Source organism: Paraburkholderia sp. JHI2823 (assembly GCF_038900695.1).
Taxonomy (GTDB): Bacteria; Pseudomonadota; Gammaproteobacteria; order Burkholderiales; family Burkholderiaceae; genus Paraburkholderia; species Paraburkholderia mimosarum.
In genome coordinates, this window is the sequence record NZ_JAYMRY010000021.1 from 15,691 (window position 1) to 32,428 (window position 16,738).

Annotated in this window: 15 protein-coding genes; 7 read left to right on the plus strand and 8 right to left on the minus strand. The window is 65.6% G+C overall.

Annotated features, from left to right (window positions below; translation table 11 throughout):
* Nucleotides 1–58 precede the first annotated feature (58 nt).
* Complete coding sequence (locus VSR34_RS21845) at nt 59–541, minus strand: hypothetical protein (protein WP_342963493.1); 483 nt, start codon at nt 539–541, stop codon at nt 59–61.
* Nucleotides 542–843: 302 nt separating this feature from the next.
* On the opposite strand from VSR34_RS21845, the gene VSR34_RS21850 reads away from it, so the two are divergent.
* The 3 genes from VSR34_RS21850 to VSR34_RS21860 are packed head-to-tail and all read left to right on the plus strand — an operon-like array spanning nt 844 to nt 5,581.
* A complete protein-coding gene (locus VSR34_RS21850) occupies nt 844–3,165 on the plus strand; it encodes an FdhF/YdeP family oxidoreductase (protein ID WP_342963494.1) in 2,322 nt (773 codons plus the stop codon).
* On the plus strand, nt 3,152–4,549 hold the full coding sequence (locus VSR34_RS21855; protein ID WP_342963495.1) for a cytochrome ubiquinol oxidase subunit I: 1,398 nt from the start codon (nt 3,152–3,154) through the stop codon (nt 4,547–4,549). Before VSR34_RS21850 ends, VSR34_RS21855 begins: the two co-directional genes overlap by 14 nt.
* A gap of 36 nt (nt 4,550–4,585) precedes the next feature.
* Entirely contained in the window at nt 4,586–5,581 is a 996-nt protein-coding gene (locus VSR34_RS21860; protein ID WP_342963496.1) for a cytochrome d ubiquinol oxidase subunit II, read from the plus strand.
* 134 nt (nt 5,582–5,715) lie between these two features.
* Here VSR34_RS21860 and VSR34_RS21865 read toward each other — a convergent pair whose 3' ends face one another.
* From VSR34_RS21865 to VSR34_RS21895, 7 genes are all read right to left on the minus strand, one after another.
* Nucleotides 5,716–6,114 carry a DUF3331 domain-containing protein gene (locus tag VSR34_RS21865; RefSeq protein ID WP_342963497.1) on the minus strand — a complete coding sequence of 133 codons (399 nt, stop codon included), beginning with the start codon at nt 6,112–6,114 and terminating at the stop codon, nt 5,716–5,718.
* Between the two features lie 93 nt (nt 6,115–6,207).
* Entirely contained in the window at nt 6,208–6,405 is a 198-nt protein-coding gene (locus VSR34_RS21870; protein ID WP_342963498.1) for a hypothetical protein, read from the minus strand.
* Nucleotides 6,392–7,321, minus strand: coding sequence for an AraC family transcriptional regulator (locus tag VSR34_RS21875; protein ID WP_342963499.1), 930 nt, complete (start codon nt 7,319–7,321; stop codon nt 6,392–6,394). Before VSR34_RS21875 ends, VSR34_RS21870 begins: the two co-directional genes overlap by 14 nt.
* 405 nt (nt 7,322–7,726) lie before the next feature.
* On the minus strand, nt 7,727–8,383 hold the full coding sequence (locus VSR34_RS21880) for a response regulator (protein WP_342963500.1): 657 nt from the start codon (nt 8,381–8,383) through the stop codon (nt 7,727–7,729).
* A complete protein-coding gene (locus tag VSR34_RS21885; protein ID WP_342963501.1) occupies nt 8,380–10,596 on the minus strand; it encodes a PAS domain S-box protein in 2,217 nt (738 codons plus the stop codon). Before VSR34_RS21885 ends, VSR34_RS21880 begins: the two co-directional genes overlap by 4 nt.
* The gene (locus tag VSR34_RS21890; RefSeq protein WP_342963584.1) at nt 10,593–10,952 is read right to left on the minus strand and encodes a response regulator; all 360 of its coding nucleotides are present in this window, start codon (nt 10,950–10,952) and stop codon (nt 10,593–10,595) included. Before VSR34_RS21890 ends, VSR34_RS21885 begins: the two co-directional genes overlap by 4 nt.
* A 188-nt stretch (nt 10,953–11,140) precedes the next feature.
* On the minus strand, nt 11,141–12,091 hold the full coding sequence (locus tag VSR34_RS21895; RefSeq protein ID WP_342963502.1) for a LysR family transcriptional regulator: 951 nt from the start codon (nt 12,089–12,091) through the stop codon (nt 11,141–11,143).
* A gap of 271 nt (nt 12,092–12,362) precedes the next feature.
* Between VSR34_RS21895 and VSR34_RS21900 the strand changes: the two genes are divergently transcribed.
* The 4 genes from VSR34_RS21900 to VSR34_RS21915 all read left to right on the plus strand — a co-directional run bounded on the left by VSR34_RS21900 (nt 12,363) and on the right by VSR34_RS21915 (nt 16,713).
* Complete coding sequence (locus VSR34_RS21900; protein WP_342963503.1) at nt 12,363–12,662, plus strand: H-NS family nucleoid-associated regulatory protein; 300 nt, start codon at nt 12,363–12,365, stop codon at nt 12,660–12,662.
* A 166-nt stretch (nt 12,663–12,828) separates the two neighbouring features.
* Nucleotides 12,829–15,027: an FUSC family protein gene (locus tag VSR34_RS21905; protein ID WP_342963504.1), complete on the plus strand. Its 2,199-nt coding sequence runs from the start codon at nt 12,829–12,831 to the stop codon at nt 15,025–15,027.
* Entirely contained in the window at nt 15,024–16,529 is a 1,506-nt protein-coding gene (locus VSR34_RS21910) for an efflux transporter outer membrane subunit (RefSeq protein WP_342963505.1), read from the plus strand. Before VSR34_RS21905 ends, VSR34_RS21910 begins: the two co-directional genes overlap by 4 nt.
* On the plus strand, nt 16,513–16,713 hold the full coding sequence (locus VSR34_RS21915) for a DUF1656 domain-containing protein (RefSeq protein WP_342963506.1): 201 nt from the start codon (nt 16,513–16,515) through the stop codon (nt 16,711–16,713). The genes VSR34_RS21910 and VSR34_RS21915 overlap by 17 nt, the downstream gene beginning before the upstream one ends.
* Nucleotides 16,714–16,738: the final 25 nt, after the last annotated feature.

A 16,738-nucleotide genomic window follows, 5' to 3' on the forward strand; every position in this document is an offset into this window, starting at 1 on the left:
CACTATATTCCATGACGCCAGGCGTTTTGCCTATTTCCGTTTATCCCATCTCGCGTGTTCACGGCTCCATAGCGATATAGCGGGTGACTAACACGACGAACAGCCCGCATTTCACGACACACTCCACGAGTGAGAGCCAGAAAGCGATTGGAAAATTCGCGTACTCGGCGGGGAGCGCGGGCGCAACGGCAAGGACACTGAGCGCACAGAGAAAAACGAATATCCCGCGCGCCGTTGCTCCCCCCTTGAGCACGCGAAACACGATCGCCAGCCAGATCAACGTCGACGCCGCGAGCGCCGCGCGCTCCACGTCGTCAGCCGCGTTCCAGTACGCAACGGGCAACTCGACCAACGCCCAAAGCGCCGAAAATGTTACGAGCCTGCGGGTCCACGCGCCGGTGAGTCCGCTCGCCTTTGCGTCGCTTGCACTCTCCGTCGTCCCCTGCCAGCGCAGCCACGCCACGAAGCTGGGGAATTCTGGCCCTTCGTTCGTTGTGCGCGCGTCGGCCGCGGCGCGGTTCAAGGCTTCATTGTGATTCATCGTCGTGTCTCCGCACCGTGATCGCCGCGCTGGAAGCCGCTCACCCATGAGGATCGGTCGCGCCGGCAGTGCGTTGCAGTATCGGCGCGTGCGGTAGCACTGGTGATCTCAATGCATGATGTCTTTCAGGATTCGCACGCTCTTCTGCGCTCCCAGAGCGCCCACGGATAACGCCGCTCGAAAGAGCCCGCACGCATCGCCGTGCGATTTCGAAATCGCCGGCCGCGCGCCGCAAGCCGCGTCGGCGCGAACGCGTCACCCTTTGCACACGTGGCGTCCTCCCTCGCCGCGAAGGAATCGACATGGCAAGCGACAAGAAAACAATCCGCATCTATAAGGAACCGGCGGGTGGCTGGGGCGCGCTGCGCGCCACGGGCGAAGCGCTCGCACTGCAGGGTGTGGCGGTTTCCGGCGCGCGCACGTTGCTGCGCATGAACCAGCCCGAAGGCTTCGACTGCCCCGGCTGCGCGTGGCCGGATCCGAAGCACACTTCCTCGTTCGAGTTCTGCGAGAACGGCGCGAAGGCCGTGGCCTGGGAGGCCACGGACAAGCGCTGCACGCCGGAATTTCTCGCCGCGCATACCGTGAGCGAACTCGCCGCATGGGACGACTACGACCTCGAAATGGTCGGCCGCCTCACCCGCCCCATGCGCTACGACGCCGCCACCGACCGTTACGCGCCGATCGGCTGGGACGAGGCGTTCGCGTTGATCGGCTCGCATCTGAACGCGCTCGAAAGCCCGAACGAAGCGGACTTCTACACATCGGGGCGCGCCTCGAACGAGGCCGCGTTTCTCTACCAGTTGTTCGTGCGCGAGTTCGGCACCAACAACTTCCCCGACTGCTCCAACATGTGCCACGAAGCGACCAGCGTGGGCCTGCCGCAGTCGATCGGCGTCGGCAAAGGAACGGTGCTGCTGGAGGACTTCGAGCACGCGGACGCCATCTTCATCTTCGGACAGAACCCCGGCACCAACAGCCCACGCATGATGAGCGACCTGCACGCCGCCTCCCGCCGTGGCGCGAGCATCGTCTCGTTCAATCCGTTTCGCGAGCGCGCGCTCGAGCGCTTCGCAGCGCCGCAGAACCCGATCGAAATGGCCACCTTCAGCTCGACGCCCATCAGCACCTGTCTCTATCAGGTGAAGGTCGGTGGCGACGCGGCCGTGCTCAAAGGCATGATGAAGGCGCTGCTCGAAATGGACGACGCCGCTGTGGCCCACGACCGCCCACGCATTCTCGACACCGAATTCATCGCGGGCCATACCTTGGGCTTCGAGGCGCTCGAAGCGGACTTGCGCGCGACATCATGGGAATCGATCGCGGCCCATAGTGGCCTCGCGCAGGCCGACATCGAATCGGCCGCGAGCCTGTACGCGGCGGCGAAGAACGCGATCCTCGTCTACGGCATGGGCGTCACCCAGCATCACTGCGGGACCGCCAACGTGCAGCAGATCGCGAACCTCGCGCTCATGCGCGGCAATGTGGGACGTCCGGGCGCAGGCGTGTGCCCGGTGCGCGGCCATTCGAACGTGCAAGGCAATCGCACGGTCGGCATCACGGAAAAGCCGAATGCGGCGCTCATCGACGGCATCGAGCGCGCCTTCGGCTTTCGGCCGAACGCCGAGCATGGCCGCGATGTCGTCGCGACCATCGAGGCCATGCTCACGAGCGAGTCGAAGGTGTTCATCGGGCTCGGCGGCAACTTCGCGGCGGCGGTGCCCGACTGGCCGCGCGTCCAGGCGGCCATGCGCGGCCTCGCGCTTACGGTGCACATCGCGACCAAGCTCAATCGCAGCCATCTCGTGCATGGCAAGGACGCATTGATCCTCCCCTGTCTCGGCCGCACCGAAATTGACGTGCAGGCGAACGGCCCGCAGTCGATCACCGTGGAGGATTCGATGTCGATGGTGCACGCTTCGGCGGGCCGCAACCCGCCGGCCTCGGCGGACCTGCGTAGCGAACCGGCCATCGTCGCGGGCATCGCGCGCGCCACGCTCGGCGCGCGCTCGCGCGTGGCATGGGAGCACCTGGTGGCCGACTACGACCGCATTCGCGAGGCCATTGAAATCGTGTTTCCCGCATTCCAAGCATACAACGCGCGCATTCGTGTGCCGGGCGGTTTCCATCTGGGCTCGACCGCACGCGATCGCATCTGGGCCACGGCCACGGGCAAGGCCAATTTTCTCGTGTTTCAGGGGCTCGACGAAGACCCCGTGCACGGCGACCCCGACGCGCTCTGGCTCACCACCATGCGCAGCCACGACCAGTACAACACCACGCTCTATTCGCATTCGGACCGCTATCGCGGCGTCTTCGGCCAGCGCGACGTGGTATTCGTGAACGCCGGGGAACTGCGACGCCGCGAGATGCACGCGGGCGAGCGCGTGGATCTCGTCGCCCTGTCGCGCGACGGCATTGAGCGCGTCGTCCGCGGCCTGATGCTCGTGGAATATGCGTTGCCCGACGGCTGCTGTGGTGCTTACTACCCCGAGGCGAATCCGCTCGTGCCGCTCTATGCCTACGACCCGCAAAGCCGCACGCCTTCCTATAAGGGCGTGCCCGTGAAGATCCGGCGCGCCGGCGCTGCCGCGCAACAGGGAAACATCCATGGAACTCTTTGACACGCTCGCCCTCTCGCGCCTGCAATTCGCGCTCACGGCCATCTTCCACATTCTCTGGCCGATCCTCACGATCAGTCTCGCGGCCTTCGTGCTGCTCGTCGAGGCGCTGTGGCTGCGCACGAACAACCTCGTGTATTACCGGCACGCGCGCTTCTGGTCGAAGCTGCTGATCCTGAACTTCGCCGTGGGCGTGGTGAGCGGAATTCCCATGGAGTTCCAGTTCGGCACCAACTGGGCGGGCTTCGCGCAGTACAGCGGGCCGTTCATCGGCAACATTCTCGGCTTTGAAGGCGCGATGGCCTTCATGCTCGAAGCGGGTTTCATCGGCGTGATGCTGCTCGGCTGGGACCGCGTGCCGCGCGGCGTGCATCTGTTCGCGACGGCGATGGTCGCGCTCGGCTCCAGTCTCTCCGCGCTCTGGATCATGGTCGCGAACTCGTGGATGCAGACGCCGGCGGGCATCGAGGTCGTCGACGGCAAGATCGTCGTCAGCAACTATCTGCACGCGATCTTCAACCCCGATGTCGCGTGGGGCGTCGGCCATATGTGGGTGGCCGCGATCGAAACCGGCATGTTCGTGGTCGCGGGCATTTCAGCCTGGCAAATGCTGCGCGGGCGTCATGCCGAATTCTTCGCGCACTCATTCAAGCTCGCGCTCGCGGTGCTGCTGGTCGCCGCGCCGTTGCAGGTGTGGCTCGGCGATTCGAGCGGCGTGAGCGTATTCGCCACGCAGCCCGCCAAGGGCGCGGCGATTGAAGGCCACTGGCACACCAATGCGGCGGGCACGGGTGCGTCCTGGTCGCTGCTCGCGTGGCCCGATCAGGCAGCGCAGCGCAACGACTGGTCGATCGAGGTGCCGGGCATGTTGAGCGTTCTGGGCACCCATACGCTGCACGGCACCGTGAGGGGGCTCGCCGACTTCGCGCGCGAGGACCAGCCGCCCATGCTGCCGCTGCTCTACTACGCGTTTCGCGTGATGGCGGGCATCGGCTTTCTGTTCGTGGCCCTCGCGCTGTGGACCGCCTGGTGCCTGCGGCGCTTTCGCGGCAGGGTCGATGCGCTGCTTCAGCGCCGCTGGCTGCTGCGCGCGTGGGTGGCGGCGATCCCGCTGCCGTATATCGCCGTCGAGGCGGGCTGGATCGTGCGCGAGGTTGGCCGCCAGCCGTGGGTCGTCTACGGCCTCCTGCGAACGCGTGATGCCGTGTCGGCCGTGCCGCCCGGCCAGGTCGCCGCCAGTACCGTCATGTTCCTCTCGTTCTACCTCGTGCTGATCGTCACGTTCTTCCTCCTCGCGCGACGCTGGCTGCGCACGGGACCGGACCTGCTCATCGCCCCGGCGCGCGCCGCATCGCAAGCCGCCGATTCATACACCACGGTGGGCTGAAGCCGCCGCCCCCCGTTGAAGGATGAAGGAACCCTCATGGAAACCTCCACGCATGTCATGCTGGCTTATACCTGGTTTTGCCTCATCGGTCTCATGCTCGCGTTCTACGTCGTCACGGATGGCTTCGATCTCGGCGTCGGCATCCTCACGCTCATGCGCCGCGAGCGCACCGATCACGACGTGATGGTCGCCTCGATCGGCCACGTGTGGGACGCCAACGAGACCTGGCTTGTCGTGGTGGGCGGCGCGCTCTTCGGCGCCTTTCCGCTCGCCTACGCCCTCCTTATGCAAGCGCTCTACGTGCCCATCATGGTCTTGATTGCGGGCCTCATCATGCGGGGCGCCGCCATCGAATTCCGACACAGCGCGACGCGCGGCGCCCTCTGGGATCGCGTATTCGGCTTCGGCAGCTTCGTGGCGGCCGCCGCGCAGGGCGTCATCCTCGGCAAGGTCATCACCGCGCTCGAACCGGGGTCCGTGAGCGCGCTCTTCGTCGCCTGCGCGGCGGTGGGCGTGGTCGCGGGCTATTGTCTGCTCGGCGCAACATGGCTCGTCCAGAAGACCCAAGGCCCGCTCGAGCAGTGGGCGCGCAGCGCGGCAACCGTGTACGCCAAGGTGTGCGTGGCGACGGCGTTGGCGCTTAGCGCCGCGACCTGGCTCTACAGCAGCGTGGGGCACGACCGCTGGTCGCAAGCGCCGGTCGTGCACGTCCTTGGCGCGCTCGGCCTGCTAGCGGCGCTGGCCTTCGTCGCGATCCTGGTCGGCTTGCGGCACGCGACATCGGGCGTTCCGTTTCGCGCGACCCTCGCGATGTTCCTGATTTCGTTTCTCGGCCTCGCCATCAGCCTCTTTCCCGACTTCGTCCCGGGCAAGCTGCGCATTCTCGATGCCGCGTCCGATAGTGCGACGCTCACCTTCATGCTGATCGGCATCGGTTTCGTGTTTCCCGTCATGATCGGCTACAACCTCTACCAGTACTACATCTTCCGCGGCAAGGTCGGCCGGCCCGAGCACGCAGAGGAAAGCGCTTGAGACGAGGCGCCTTCGCGCCAAACGTCCAATGAAAGAGGGGCGCTCCAGCGGAGCGCCCCTCTTTCACATTCGCGATCTTCATCGTTTGCTGCTTCGACGCCCATGCCAGCCTGTCGCGCCAATCGCTGCTTCACTCACACGCGTGCCGCTTCGTCGAGAACGATGCTGTGGATCATCGCGTCAGCGTTGAGGGCCTGCGGACGCATCGGGCGCGGGCGATAGACGTCCTCGCCGCGCCTGATCTCGCGCCCGCTCACCGCGCACACGCCCGAGCGGCGCGCGCGGGTGCGATACCACTCCTGATCGCAATACGCGCAACGCGACGGATCGCGCCAGGCGAGCGTCACACGCGTAGCGGTAGCGCGCTCCAGCACGCGGATCGTGAGGCTAGGTACGGGCTTGTCGGCGCAGCGGCGCAAAGCAGGCTTGCGCGCTGTCGGTACCGGGTTGCCCGGGCACTTCTCCCCGGATAACAGCCCGAGCATGCCAATCGTCATTTGCCACGGGTCGACAACTTGCGTTTGCGCTTCCATAGTGCGGACTCCTGTCATAAATGTGTTCGACTCTGCTGTGGATTTTCGGATTTCGCCGCATCGACGCTTCATTCGCGTCGGCGGCGTCCATGGTCAAGCATCAGGCCTGCAGCGGTTCCGCTGCGACGCCGGCAAACCCATGCTGCGGTTCGCCTGCCGCCGAGCATCCTCGGGCAAAGGCTGGAGCGCCGTTAGCACTTCCGGCTCGTGCGCCGTATCCGCCGAAAGATGACCGAGCAGATACTGCGTGCTGTGCGCCATGAAGCGCACGAGGTCGCTATCGAAGCCCATCGTTGCTTTTCCTCCAGGCACAAGGCGTCTCGCCCACGAAACGCTTGAAGACGGTGGTGAAGTGCGCCTGCGAGCGAAAGCCGCAGGCGAGCGCGACGTCGAGCACGGTGTGCTGCGAGCCGAGCAACAGCGACTGCGCGTGGTCGACGCGTCGACGTAGCAGGTATTCATGTGGGCGCAGGCCGCTTGCCCGTCGAAACTGCGCCGCGAAGTGCATGCGCGTCAGACCCGCGCTCTGCGCCATTTCCGCGAGCCCGATAGGGTCGCCGAGATGGGCGTCGACGTATTCCATCACGCGCGTCATGCGCCATTTCGGCAGTTCGGCCGCGGCGCCCGTGTTGCGCGAGGTGCCCGCGTACTGGCGGCTCACAAGGCGCGAAACGATGGCGAGGCTCACACTGTCCGTAAAGATCTTGCCAAGCGCGGCGTCGCTGGTCGGCGAAACGGCCAGCGCCTGGCTCAGGCGCTCGATCGCGGGGTCGCGCAGCAAGCGGCCGTCGCCGAGCACGATGTCGCCGTTGTGTGCATGCTCGAACAGGTCCGCATAGCATTCGTCGAGCACCTGTTGCGTCACGTACAGATGCAGCACGTCGCATGGCGAGGAAAAACGCGCCCGGGCGGCGACGCCGGGCGCGCCCACATGCGCGACGCCCGCCGACACGCGCCCACGAATCAGCGGACGCGCGCCGTAGTCGAAATCGACCACGGTGCACTTGAGATTGAGCGCCACGCAATGCATCGACGCATGGCCATCGCTCACGACATCGAGCGGCCCGCTCGGCTTGCGCGACCAGCGCAGGACCCGCATCCCGGACGCGGGTTGCAGCTTGTCGCCCGGCACGCGCCATTCGGTTTCGGCGTCGATCGGCTGACGCGCCGCACGCGTCGGCACAAGACAGTCGGACAGATTGCCCATGAGATTCGCTCCTTTCCCGCCGCCGTCGTGTCGAAGTTCCGACCTGAAGCGCCGCGAAGATGAGTAAGTGATGAGGCTCCACGTTACCCGACGAATATCGCGCCCACTAGTCGTACAATGGATTGCGCCTTTGGTGTGAATGTTTGAGGCACTCATACCGAGGTTTAACCGGTTGGCCGCCGGAATATCCTGCAGTACGAAGCGAATACCGAAGCGCCAGGCGCGCTCCACATTTCAGGCGGCCGTTGATTGGCAGCACACCGTTTCACTCAAACCTTGGTATGAGCCGCAGATAAGAAAGTGGGGGGAATGCGTGAACGGCGGCGCGCCCGGTCATTCGCGCATTGGCGGAAATCGGCGGGCGTGCGAGCGTGGAAAAACGGGGAATGTTACGGGCGTTGCGATTCAGGATTCGTCGGCGGACGCGCTAATGCCAAGCGTTTTCGCTTTGAGCACGAAATCGGCGAATGAATTCGATTCCATCTTTCGCATGGCCTGACCGCGATGAATCTTCACGGTGATTTCGCTCAGGTTCATTTCGGCGGCGATCTGTTTATTGCGCAGCCCCGAGGCCACCAGCGCCATCACTTCGCGCTCGCGCTGCGTAAGCAATCCATAGCATTTTCGCAGGTCCGAAACGGAGCGATCGGCGCTGCGCCGCTTTTCGTCGGCCGCGAGCGCGTGGTCGACGGCGTCGAGCATGTCCTGATCGCGAAACGGCTTGGCGAGAAAGTCCGTGGCGCCCGCCTTCATGGCCTTCACCGTCATGGCAATATCGCCGTGTGCGGTCATGAAGATGATGGGAATGCGCAGATCGCTCTCGGCAATCTGCGCCTGCACCGCAAGGCCGCTCTGCCCTTTGAGGCGCACGTCGAGAATCAGGCAGCTCGGCACGTCGGGCCGCTCGAAGGCGAGAAAATCGCGCGCCGAGGCGAACAGCTGCACCGGCAGATCGACCGAGCGCAACAAGGTGCCTAAGGCCTCACGCATCGACTCGTCGTCGTCGACCACGTAGACGAGCCTGCCCGGCGCCACGCCCCCAGTATTGCGCTGCACGTTCATGTAACGACCTCCTCTTGTGCGGATTCCAGCGGCAGTGTAATCAAAAAGCGTGCACGGGGAGCCGCCGCGGCGTCAAGGTCAATGCTGCCGCCATGCGCTTCGACGATCGAGCGGCAGATCGACAGTCCCATGCCCATGCCGGTGGGTTTTGTTGTAAAGAACGGGTTGAACAGGCGCTCGCGATCTTGCTCCCGGATACCGGGGCCGGAATCCTCGATACTCAGTTGCACCTCCTGTTCGTTCAGCCTGGATGTCGCGACGGCAACGCGGCGCGGCGCACGCTCGCGTTCGTCCATCGCCTGCACCGCATTCATCAGCAAATTGATGATGACCTGCTGCAACTGGATATTATCCGCATGAACGAGCGATTTTTCACGCGAGCGTTGCACTTCGCAGCCCACGCCGTTGCGCCGGAATTCGCCCGCCATCAGTTGCACGGCTTCATCCACGACGTCGTCCAGCGCGACGCGGGTGAATGCCGCAGGACGCTTTTGCGCCATGGCGCGTATCTGGCGCACGATCTCGCTGGCGCGCCGCGCCGCTTTGATCATCTGCCCGATTGAGCGCGCCGCCTCCTCGACATCCGGCTCGGCGCGGTTGAGCCAGCGCAGCGCGGCGTCGCCCGACGTGACAACGGCGGCCATGGGCTGCGTGACTTCGTGCGCCATCGAGGCCGCCATTTCACCGAGCGTGGTCATGCGCGTCACGTGCGCGAGTTCCGCCATCGAGCGCGCAAGCGCCTCCTGAGTCTGGCGCCAGTCGGTGATGTCCATGAGCGCACCCACATAGGCGAGATCGGTCGATGCGGGCGGCCCGAGATGCGCCACATAGTGCACGTATTTGAGCGCGCCGTCCGGCATCACCAACCGGTACTCTATGTCGATCAGCGGCGCGGGCGTGCCGCCGCTGCGGTGCGCGGCTTCGACATGAGCGCGGTCGTCGGGATGCGTGCGCGCGAGAATGAGCGCGATGCTGGGCGTCACCTCTGAAGCGGGGTCATAGCCGAAGATGCGCCAGGCCTCGTTCGACCAGATCATCTCGCCATTTGCGGGCGCGACGCCAATGCTGCCGGTCTTGCTGAGCCGCTGGGCGTCGACGAGGAAGGCCTCGCTGCGCGTGAGCGCGTCTTCGGCGCGCTTGCGCGCCTCGATATCGGTGTTCACGCCATACCAGCGGCGCACCGCGCCGCTCGCGTCGCGCTGCGGCTCGGCGGCGATATGCATCCAGCGGTAGCCCCCGTCGCGCTGGCGCACGCGCGAGAGATTGTCGAGCGGCCGGCCGGTGGCGACGGAGGCCAGCCAGTCGCTGCGCATACGGCTCAAGTCGTCGCGGTGCACGAGTCCCGCCCACAGGTCCGCGCCCCTGTCCTTCGTGTCGATGCCGGACTCCTGCCAGCGACGGTTCACGAACATCACCTCGCCTTCGTTCGACGCGCTCCAGACCATGCCCGGAATCGCGTCGATCGCCGCGCGCAACTCTTCCTGCTGCGCCGCGAGCTCCTCGGCCATCTGTTTTTGCAGCGTGATGTCGTTGTTCGTCGCGAGTATCGCGCGCGGTTCGCCTTTGGCGTCGCGCCACACGGCAAGCCGGCTCATGACGCTCACGGCGCGTCCGTTGCGGCGCACGCGTTGCAGTTCGCCCGACCAGTGGCCGGTGCTCAGCAGCGTGGCGTAAATCTCGTCGAGGGGTGCGTCGGCATGCGTTTGCGTGAGATCGTGGATGCGCTGGCCCACGGCCTGCTCCGCGCTCCAGCCATATAGTGTTTGCGCGCCGTGATTCCAGAACGTGATCTTGCCGCCGAGGTCGTAGACGAGGATCGCGTCCTGGGTGAGGTTGAGCATGTCGATCTGCTCGTGCAATTGCGCGGTTTTTGCGAGATTGCGCAGCGAGAGGATCGAGGTCGAGCCGATCGCGAGCAGGCTCACCACGCAACGCGCGATCGAGCCGCCCGTATAGTGGCTGCCGTGCGAGAACAGGAAGCCCGCGAGCGTGAGCGCGCCGACGGCGACCGTGGCGCCCATCACGGCCATGTTCGATCCGCTCGATGCGACGAGCAGCACGACCACGACGTAGAAAACGGCAACGGCGATATCGAGCGGCGTAAACGCGTCGACGCAGAATACGCCGAGCGCGACGAGCACGGCGAGCCAAAAGACCAGGCCCCCTTCATGCCGATATCGGATGGCGTCGGATCGGACGAGGGTGGCGTTCAAGTGGTACGACCGAGTTTTTCCAGGCATGCGAGGATCGCCTCCCCGTTGACCGGTTTGTCGAGAAAACACAGCGCGCCATTGGCGAGCGCTTCTTTGCGCCGCGCCTCGGAACCGAATGCACTGATAAAGATAATGGGCGGGGCCGAATTCAGTTCCTTGAGCTTGCGCTGCATTTCGATGCCGCCCATGCCGGGCATCTGCACGTCGGAAATCACGCAGTTGACGTCGCCAAGGCGGCCGGAATCCAGGAACGCCTCAGCCGATGCATACACCCGCACATCGCAGCCCAGCGACCTCAGCAGGCTGCAGGTCGCGAAACGCACGTTTTCGTCATCGTCGACGATGGAAACTATCATGGGGGTTTGCAAGCGTGTGATCCTCGTCCAGTACAGCGTTTCGGGCGGGGCTCGAGAAGTGCTGACCGCTCATGTCGTTATCTTAGATAGGAGCGTTGTCGATTAACACTATATCTCGATGTGTGACAACTATATCTAAGTATGAGGCGGATAACGGTTCACACGTCGGGCCTCGAGCCATATGGCGCTCACGCAAGCGCCACGTCCTGCAGCGCGTGCTGCGCAAGCAGGGCGGGCCGTGGCGCGTCGTGCAGTTCATCGCTCAGGCGCGCGAAGGCGAAATCGATGAAGCTTCGCACCCGCATGGGCATGGGTGCGCGCCGGGGATAACAGAGCAGCACTTTGCGGCGCTCGCTCGCATAGTCGGGCAGCACGCTCACCAGACGCCCCGTTGCGAGATCACCGCGCACGAGATACTGAGGAAGCTGCGCAATGCCCACGCCCGCTCGCGCCGCATGCACGATGGCACTCACCTCGTTGAATGTCGCGACCGCCTGGACCGGGCAATTGAGCGGCACGCCGCCCGCGGCGAATTCCCAGGCCTGCGCACGTGAACCGCGCGAGCCCCTTAGCCCGATACATCGATGTCGCACCAGTTCATCAGGCGTGCCCGGCACGCCGCGCCGACGCAGATACGCGGGCGCCGCGCATTGCACGAACTTGAGCGTGCCGAGCGCGCGCACGATCCAGTTGCAGTCCGGATCCACGCCCACGCGCACGGCCACGTCGATCTGTTCGTCGAGCGTCTCGTTGTGGCGTTCGTCGATCGAAACATCGAATTCAATCTCGGGATGCAACTCGCTGAAGGCCGCGATGAGCGGCGAGAGCATGGTGCCCGCTATCATCGGCGGCGCGCCGATTCGAATCACGCCGCGCAGGTCCGCGTTCGAGCGGCACGCGTCGCTCATGCCGGTTTCGATCAATTGAATCCCTTCGAGCAGCGGCGCAAAAAAAAGCGCGCCCTCCTCCGTGAAACTCACCTTACGGGTGGACCGGTTCAATAGCCGTACCTTGAGCGCGCCTTCGAGGTCGGACACGGCGCGACTCACAGCAGGCGTGGACAAGCCCGACGCACGCGCGGCTTGCGTGAAGCTACCCAGTTGCCCGACAGCGATAAAAGCCTTAAGTGACTTGAACATGTCCATAGCGAGACTCTCCACCTGTGAATGGCGCCGCAGCGCATGCCGGGACTCGTAACCTGGCGACGAGGTGGATGATGGCGAGCCGGGCGGCCCGAAGTGTGTGACTTTTGCCTGCGTTTTCAGCTTCGAACGATGTCGTGCCCCCAAACTAAACCAAGGTATGGAACGTCAATCGATAGTCTGAAATGAACATATCACGGGCTGATGGTGCGGGCGCAACCGCGTTGCTATCGTTGGCAGGCAGGAACCCGACGAGAGAGACACGACCATGCAGACCCTTTCCGAAGCATTGACGACACGCGACGCGAGCGCGCCGCGGCCCATGAGCGGTGAAGCGCGCGAGCGCCTCATCGTCTGGATGCGCCTGAGGATGGCGCGCGCGGGCATCACGCCGGAGGCGCTGGAGCGCGCGCTCATCGCGGACACGCGCGCCGCGCTGGCCGTGCAGTATCGCGACGCCGAAGGCAACACGTGGGACGGTGCGGGCGCGATGCCGCCGTGGCTCAGTCGAGCAGTGGCGTCGGGCCAGTCGATCGAACATTTTCGCTGCACAGCCCAAGCGTATTGAAACGGCCGCAGGAATGGCTACCAAATTCGCGCCCGGCGCTTAAGCACAAACATTTTTGCCCTATGCAATGCTTCCTCATGTGCATCAACTGGTTCACAGGACAGGATGGAATTGCCTGGACCGCGCCGGCCTGACACACGTGCAACCGACACCGAAAAGGACACTCATGAACGTGACGCCCGCCGGCGCCACACCACCGCGCCTGCGCGACGAATGGATCGCGTACTGGAAAGACGACGCGCCGCGCCTTCTGCACATAGTCAAGGTGGGCCTCGCGGTCGTGCTTGCGATGGGCCTGTCCATGCGCCTGCAATTGCGCTCGCCTGCCACGGCCATGCTTTCCTGTGTGATCGTGATGATGCACCAGCAAAGCGGCATCGTGATCGCGCGCGGCTTCTATCGCGGGCTCGGCATGGTGGGCGGCAGCCTCGCGGGCCTCGTGCTGATCGCGTTGTGCGCCCAGCAGTCGTTGCCCTTCTTTCTCGCGCTCGCGGCGTGGATCGGATTGTGCGCGTTCGGCTCGGCGTACTTTCACAATTTCCAGTCTTACGGCCTCGTGCTCACCGGCTTCGCCACGGCGATCACGGCAATGCCCGCGATATCGAATCCGTACGGCGTATTCGACAACGTGGTCTATACGATCAGCGAGGTCGTGATCGGCGTGGTGTGCGCGAGCGTGGTGAGTTCGATCGTGCTGCCGCGTCACGTCGCGCCTGCGCTCGCTGCCGCAAGCCGCGTGAGCTTCACGCATCTTCTGGGCGCCCTGCGCACGACGCTCGAACGCGCGACGGCGATGCCGCAAGCGGACTCGCTGCTGCGCCTCATCAGCGAACGTGCAAACGTCGAACTGCTGCGCACAGGCGCGCTCTTCGAAGACCCGTCGATGCGGTTCCTGCAGGCCGTTTTTCTCGATCTCGACCGCAGCTTTCTCGACACCGTCACGTGGCTCTACGCGCTGCAACGCCTGAAGGCGCACGCGATTATCAACGCGCATCCCCGCTCGCAGGCCGCCATCACGGCGCTAACCGATGCGACGCTCGCGCTCATGCCCGCGCTGGCGGGCGCGCCATGCATCACGGACGATGCCGTGGCCGCGTTGCTCCCCCAACTCGACGCGTTCGAAGCGGCGCTGCCCGCGCGGCTCGCCGCGCAACTGCAGGCGCTCGCCGATCTGCCGCCGGCACAACGCCGGGTGGTGGAGAGCACTGGCGCGGCGCTCCTTTTCATGACGGCGGATCTGCGCCTGCTCTGCCGCCGCTATCTCGAAGCGCGCAACGCCGACCGCCTTCCGTGGACCGTCTCCGTGCTTCAGGCGATTGGCCGTATCGCACGTCAGCACGCGGTGGCGAACCGCACGGCCGCGCTGGTCGCGGGCGCTCGCGCGGCGCTTGCGGTCCTGCTGGTCGGCGCGGTATGGGTTGCGTCGGGCTGGGTGGGCGGCGCAACCGCGATCGTCGCGGTGGCCATCACGAGCACGCTGTTTGCGCTCGTGCCCGACCCGCCCACGGCCGCGTGGCAAATCTTCATGGGTTGTCTTTCGGGCTGGCTCACCGGCTTCGGCTTCAGCTTTTTCGCGCTGCCCCATCTCGGCACCTTCACGCTGCTCGCGGCGGCAACCGCCATCGTCGTGATGGTCGGCGGCTACCTCAACACGTTCCCGAAGACGGCCGTGCTCGGGCTCGGCTTCAACATCTATTTCTGCTTCATCGTCGGCATTTCGAATCCGGCCGTCTATAACCCGAGCGCGTATCTCGACACGGGCTTTGCGCTGCTTTGCGGGATCGCCACCGCCGCAGTGGCGTTTTCCGTGCTCGCGCCGCGTGCAGGCGAATGGATTGCCCGCCGCTACCTCGCGGACGTGCGCGCCCTCATTGCCAGCGACGCGCGCGACGGCGAACTGGACGAGGATCTGCTCTACGCGTTCGAACAGAAAGTGCGCGACTGCATCATGCAGATCGCTTCCGCGCCCGCCGACGCGCGCTTCGATCGCGAGCGCATGATCGCGTGGGCATTCGCCGTGCTTGAAGCGGGGCGCGCGATGATCCTAATGCGCCTCGACACGCAGCAGCTTGGCGACGCGCTGCCCGCGCGATGGGCCGATCGTCTGCAAGCGTGGCTCCAGGCGCTGGCCGAATTGTTCGAAGCACCCGCGCCCGAGCGCACCGCACGTGCGCTCGCCGCCACGGACGAAGCGCTCGCGGCGCTGCCGCCGGGCGTCGACCCGGGCGCGAACGCGCAGGACGCCGCCCCGGCCGATCACGAAGCGCTCATCCGTTGCCGCATGCAGGCGTTGCTGCACTTCACGGAACTGGCGCTGCGCGACGATGCGCTCGCGCTCTGGGCGCACACGGAGCGTGCCGCATGAAAGCGCATTTCGGGTTCTCCCTTGTCCGTCGTCGCACGATCCCGGCGGCGTGGTCGGCGGCGCTCCTGCTCGGCGGCTGCATCAACAGCGGCGGCATCCACACGCACGCGACGATGGTCGATGCCAGCACGCTCGACCCAGGCGCCGCGTTGCGCGAGACGCAAGCCGAAGCGCAATGGCCGCAAGACGACTGGTGGCTGCGCTGGGGCGACGCGCAACTCGATCGCGTGGTGGTCGACGCCACGGCGGGCAACCCCGACCTGCAAGCGCTCGCGGCGCGAGTGGAGGCCGCGCGCTTCCAGACGGAAATCGCCGGCGCGAGCGCATTGCCGCAGGCGAACATGGATGGCGCGTTCGAGCGCCGCCGCTACGCGCGCTACACCACGCCCGCGCCGCCGGGCGGCACGACAGTGTGGAGCAACGACATCGGCGCGACGCTGTCTTACGACCTCGATCTCTGGGGCAAGCAGCGCGCGATCCGCGCAGGCGCGCTCGACAATCTGCACGCCACGGCCGCCGACGCGCGATTTGCGGAGGTCGAATTGCAAACCAGCGTCGTACGCGCCTATGTGCAGCTTTCGCTCGACTACGCGCTCGCCGACGTGTATCGCGCCGTTCAGGACGAGGAGCGGCGCACCTTCGAGATCGCGACGCAGCGCTGGCGCGCGGGCATCGGCAGCCGCCTCGAAGCGACCCAAGCGCAAACGCAGCTCTCCATGAGCGCGACGCGCCTGCAACGCGCTCAGCAGCAGATTGCCCTGGATCGGCTCGCGATTGCGGCGCTGTGCGGCAAAGGCCCCGGTTACGGCGACGCGCTGGCGCGGCCGAAGCTCGCCCTGAGCGTGCCGCTCACGCTGCCGGCCGCCTTGCCGGCGGAGCTGGTCGGTCATCGCGCGGACGTCGTGGCGGCGCGCTGGCGCGTGCTCAAAGCGGACAAGGGCATCGACGCCGCGCACGCCGACTTCTATCCCGACATCAATCTGCTTGCTACGGCTTCGCTCGGTTCGGCGGCGACCTTCGGCGGCTTCTTCAACTTCCTCAATAGCGATGGCATCGGCCATGGCTTCGGCGCGGCGATTTCCCTGCCGATCTTCGACGGCGGGCGCCGGCGCGGCCAGTACGGCGTGGCGGTCTCGTCGCGCGACGCCGCCGTGGACGTCTATAACCGCACGGTCGTGAACGCTATGCGCGACGTGGCCACGCAGGCGGTGTCGCTGCGCGCGCTGCAGGATCAGCAGGCCTCGACCCAGTCGACGCTCGACGCCGCGCGCACGGCATACCGCCTGGCCGACGCGGGCTACCGCAGCGGCATCAGCGAGTTTCTCAACGTGCTGGCCGCGCAGAACACGCAGTTGCAGCAGGAGCAGAGCCTCGCGCAAGTGCAGGCGCAACGGCTCGACGCGTGGGCGTTGCTGATGAGCGCGCTGGGCGGCTATGACGTTGCGCGCCCCGCGAATTCAGCGCCCCCCAATCAAGGAGCGAGCGATGCCGCGCGAGATTGAGTTCTTTTCGCTGCTCGTGCCGGGCTTGCTGCCCATTCTCGCGGCCTGCGCGCTGTTGTTCGTCGCGCTCGATCTCGTGCTCGCGCGGGTCGGCTTGTATCGCTTCGTTTGGCATCCTGACCTCTTTCGCGTCGCGCTGTTCGCGGCGCTGTTCAGCGGCGCGTCACTGCTGTTGCGTCAGTAACCGCGCCCACCTTGTGTAATCGACG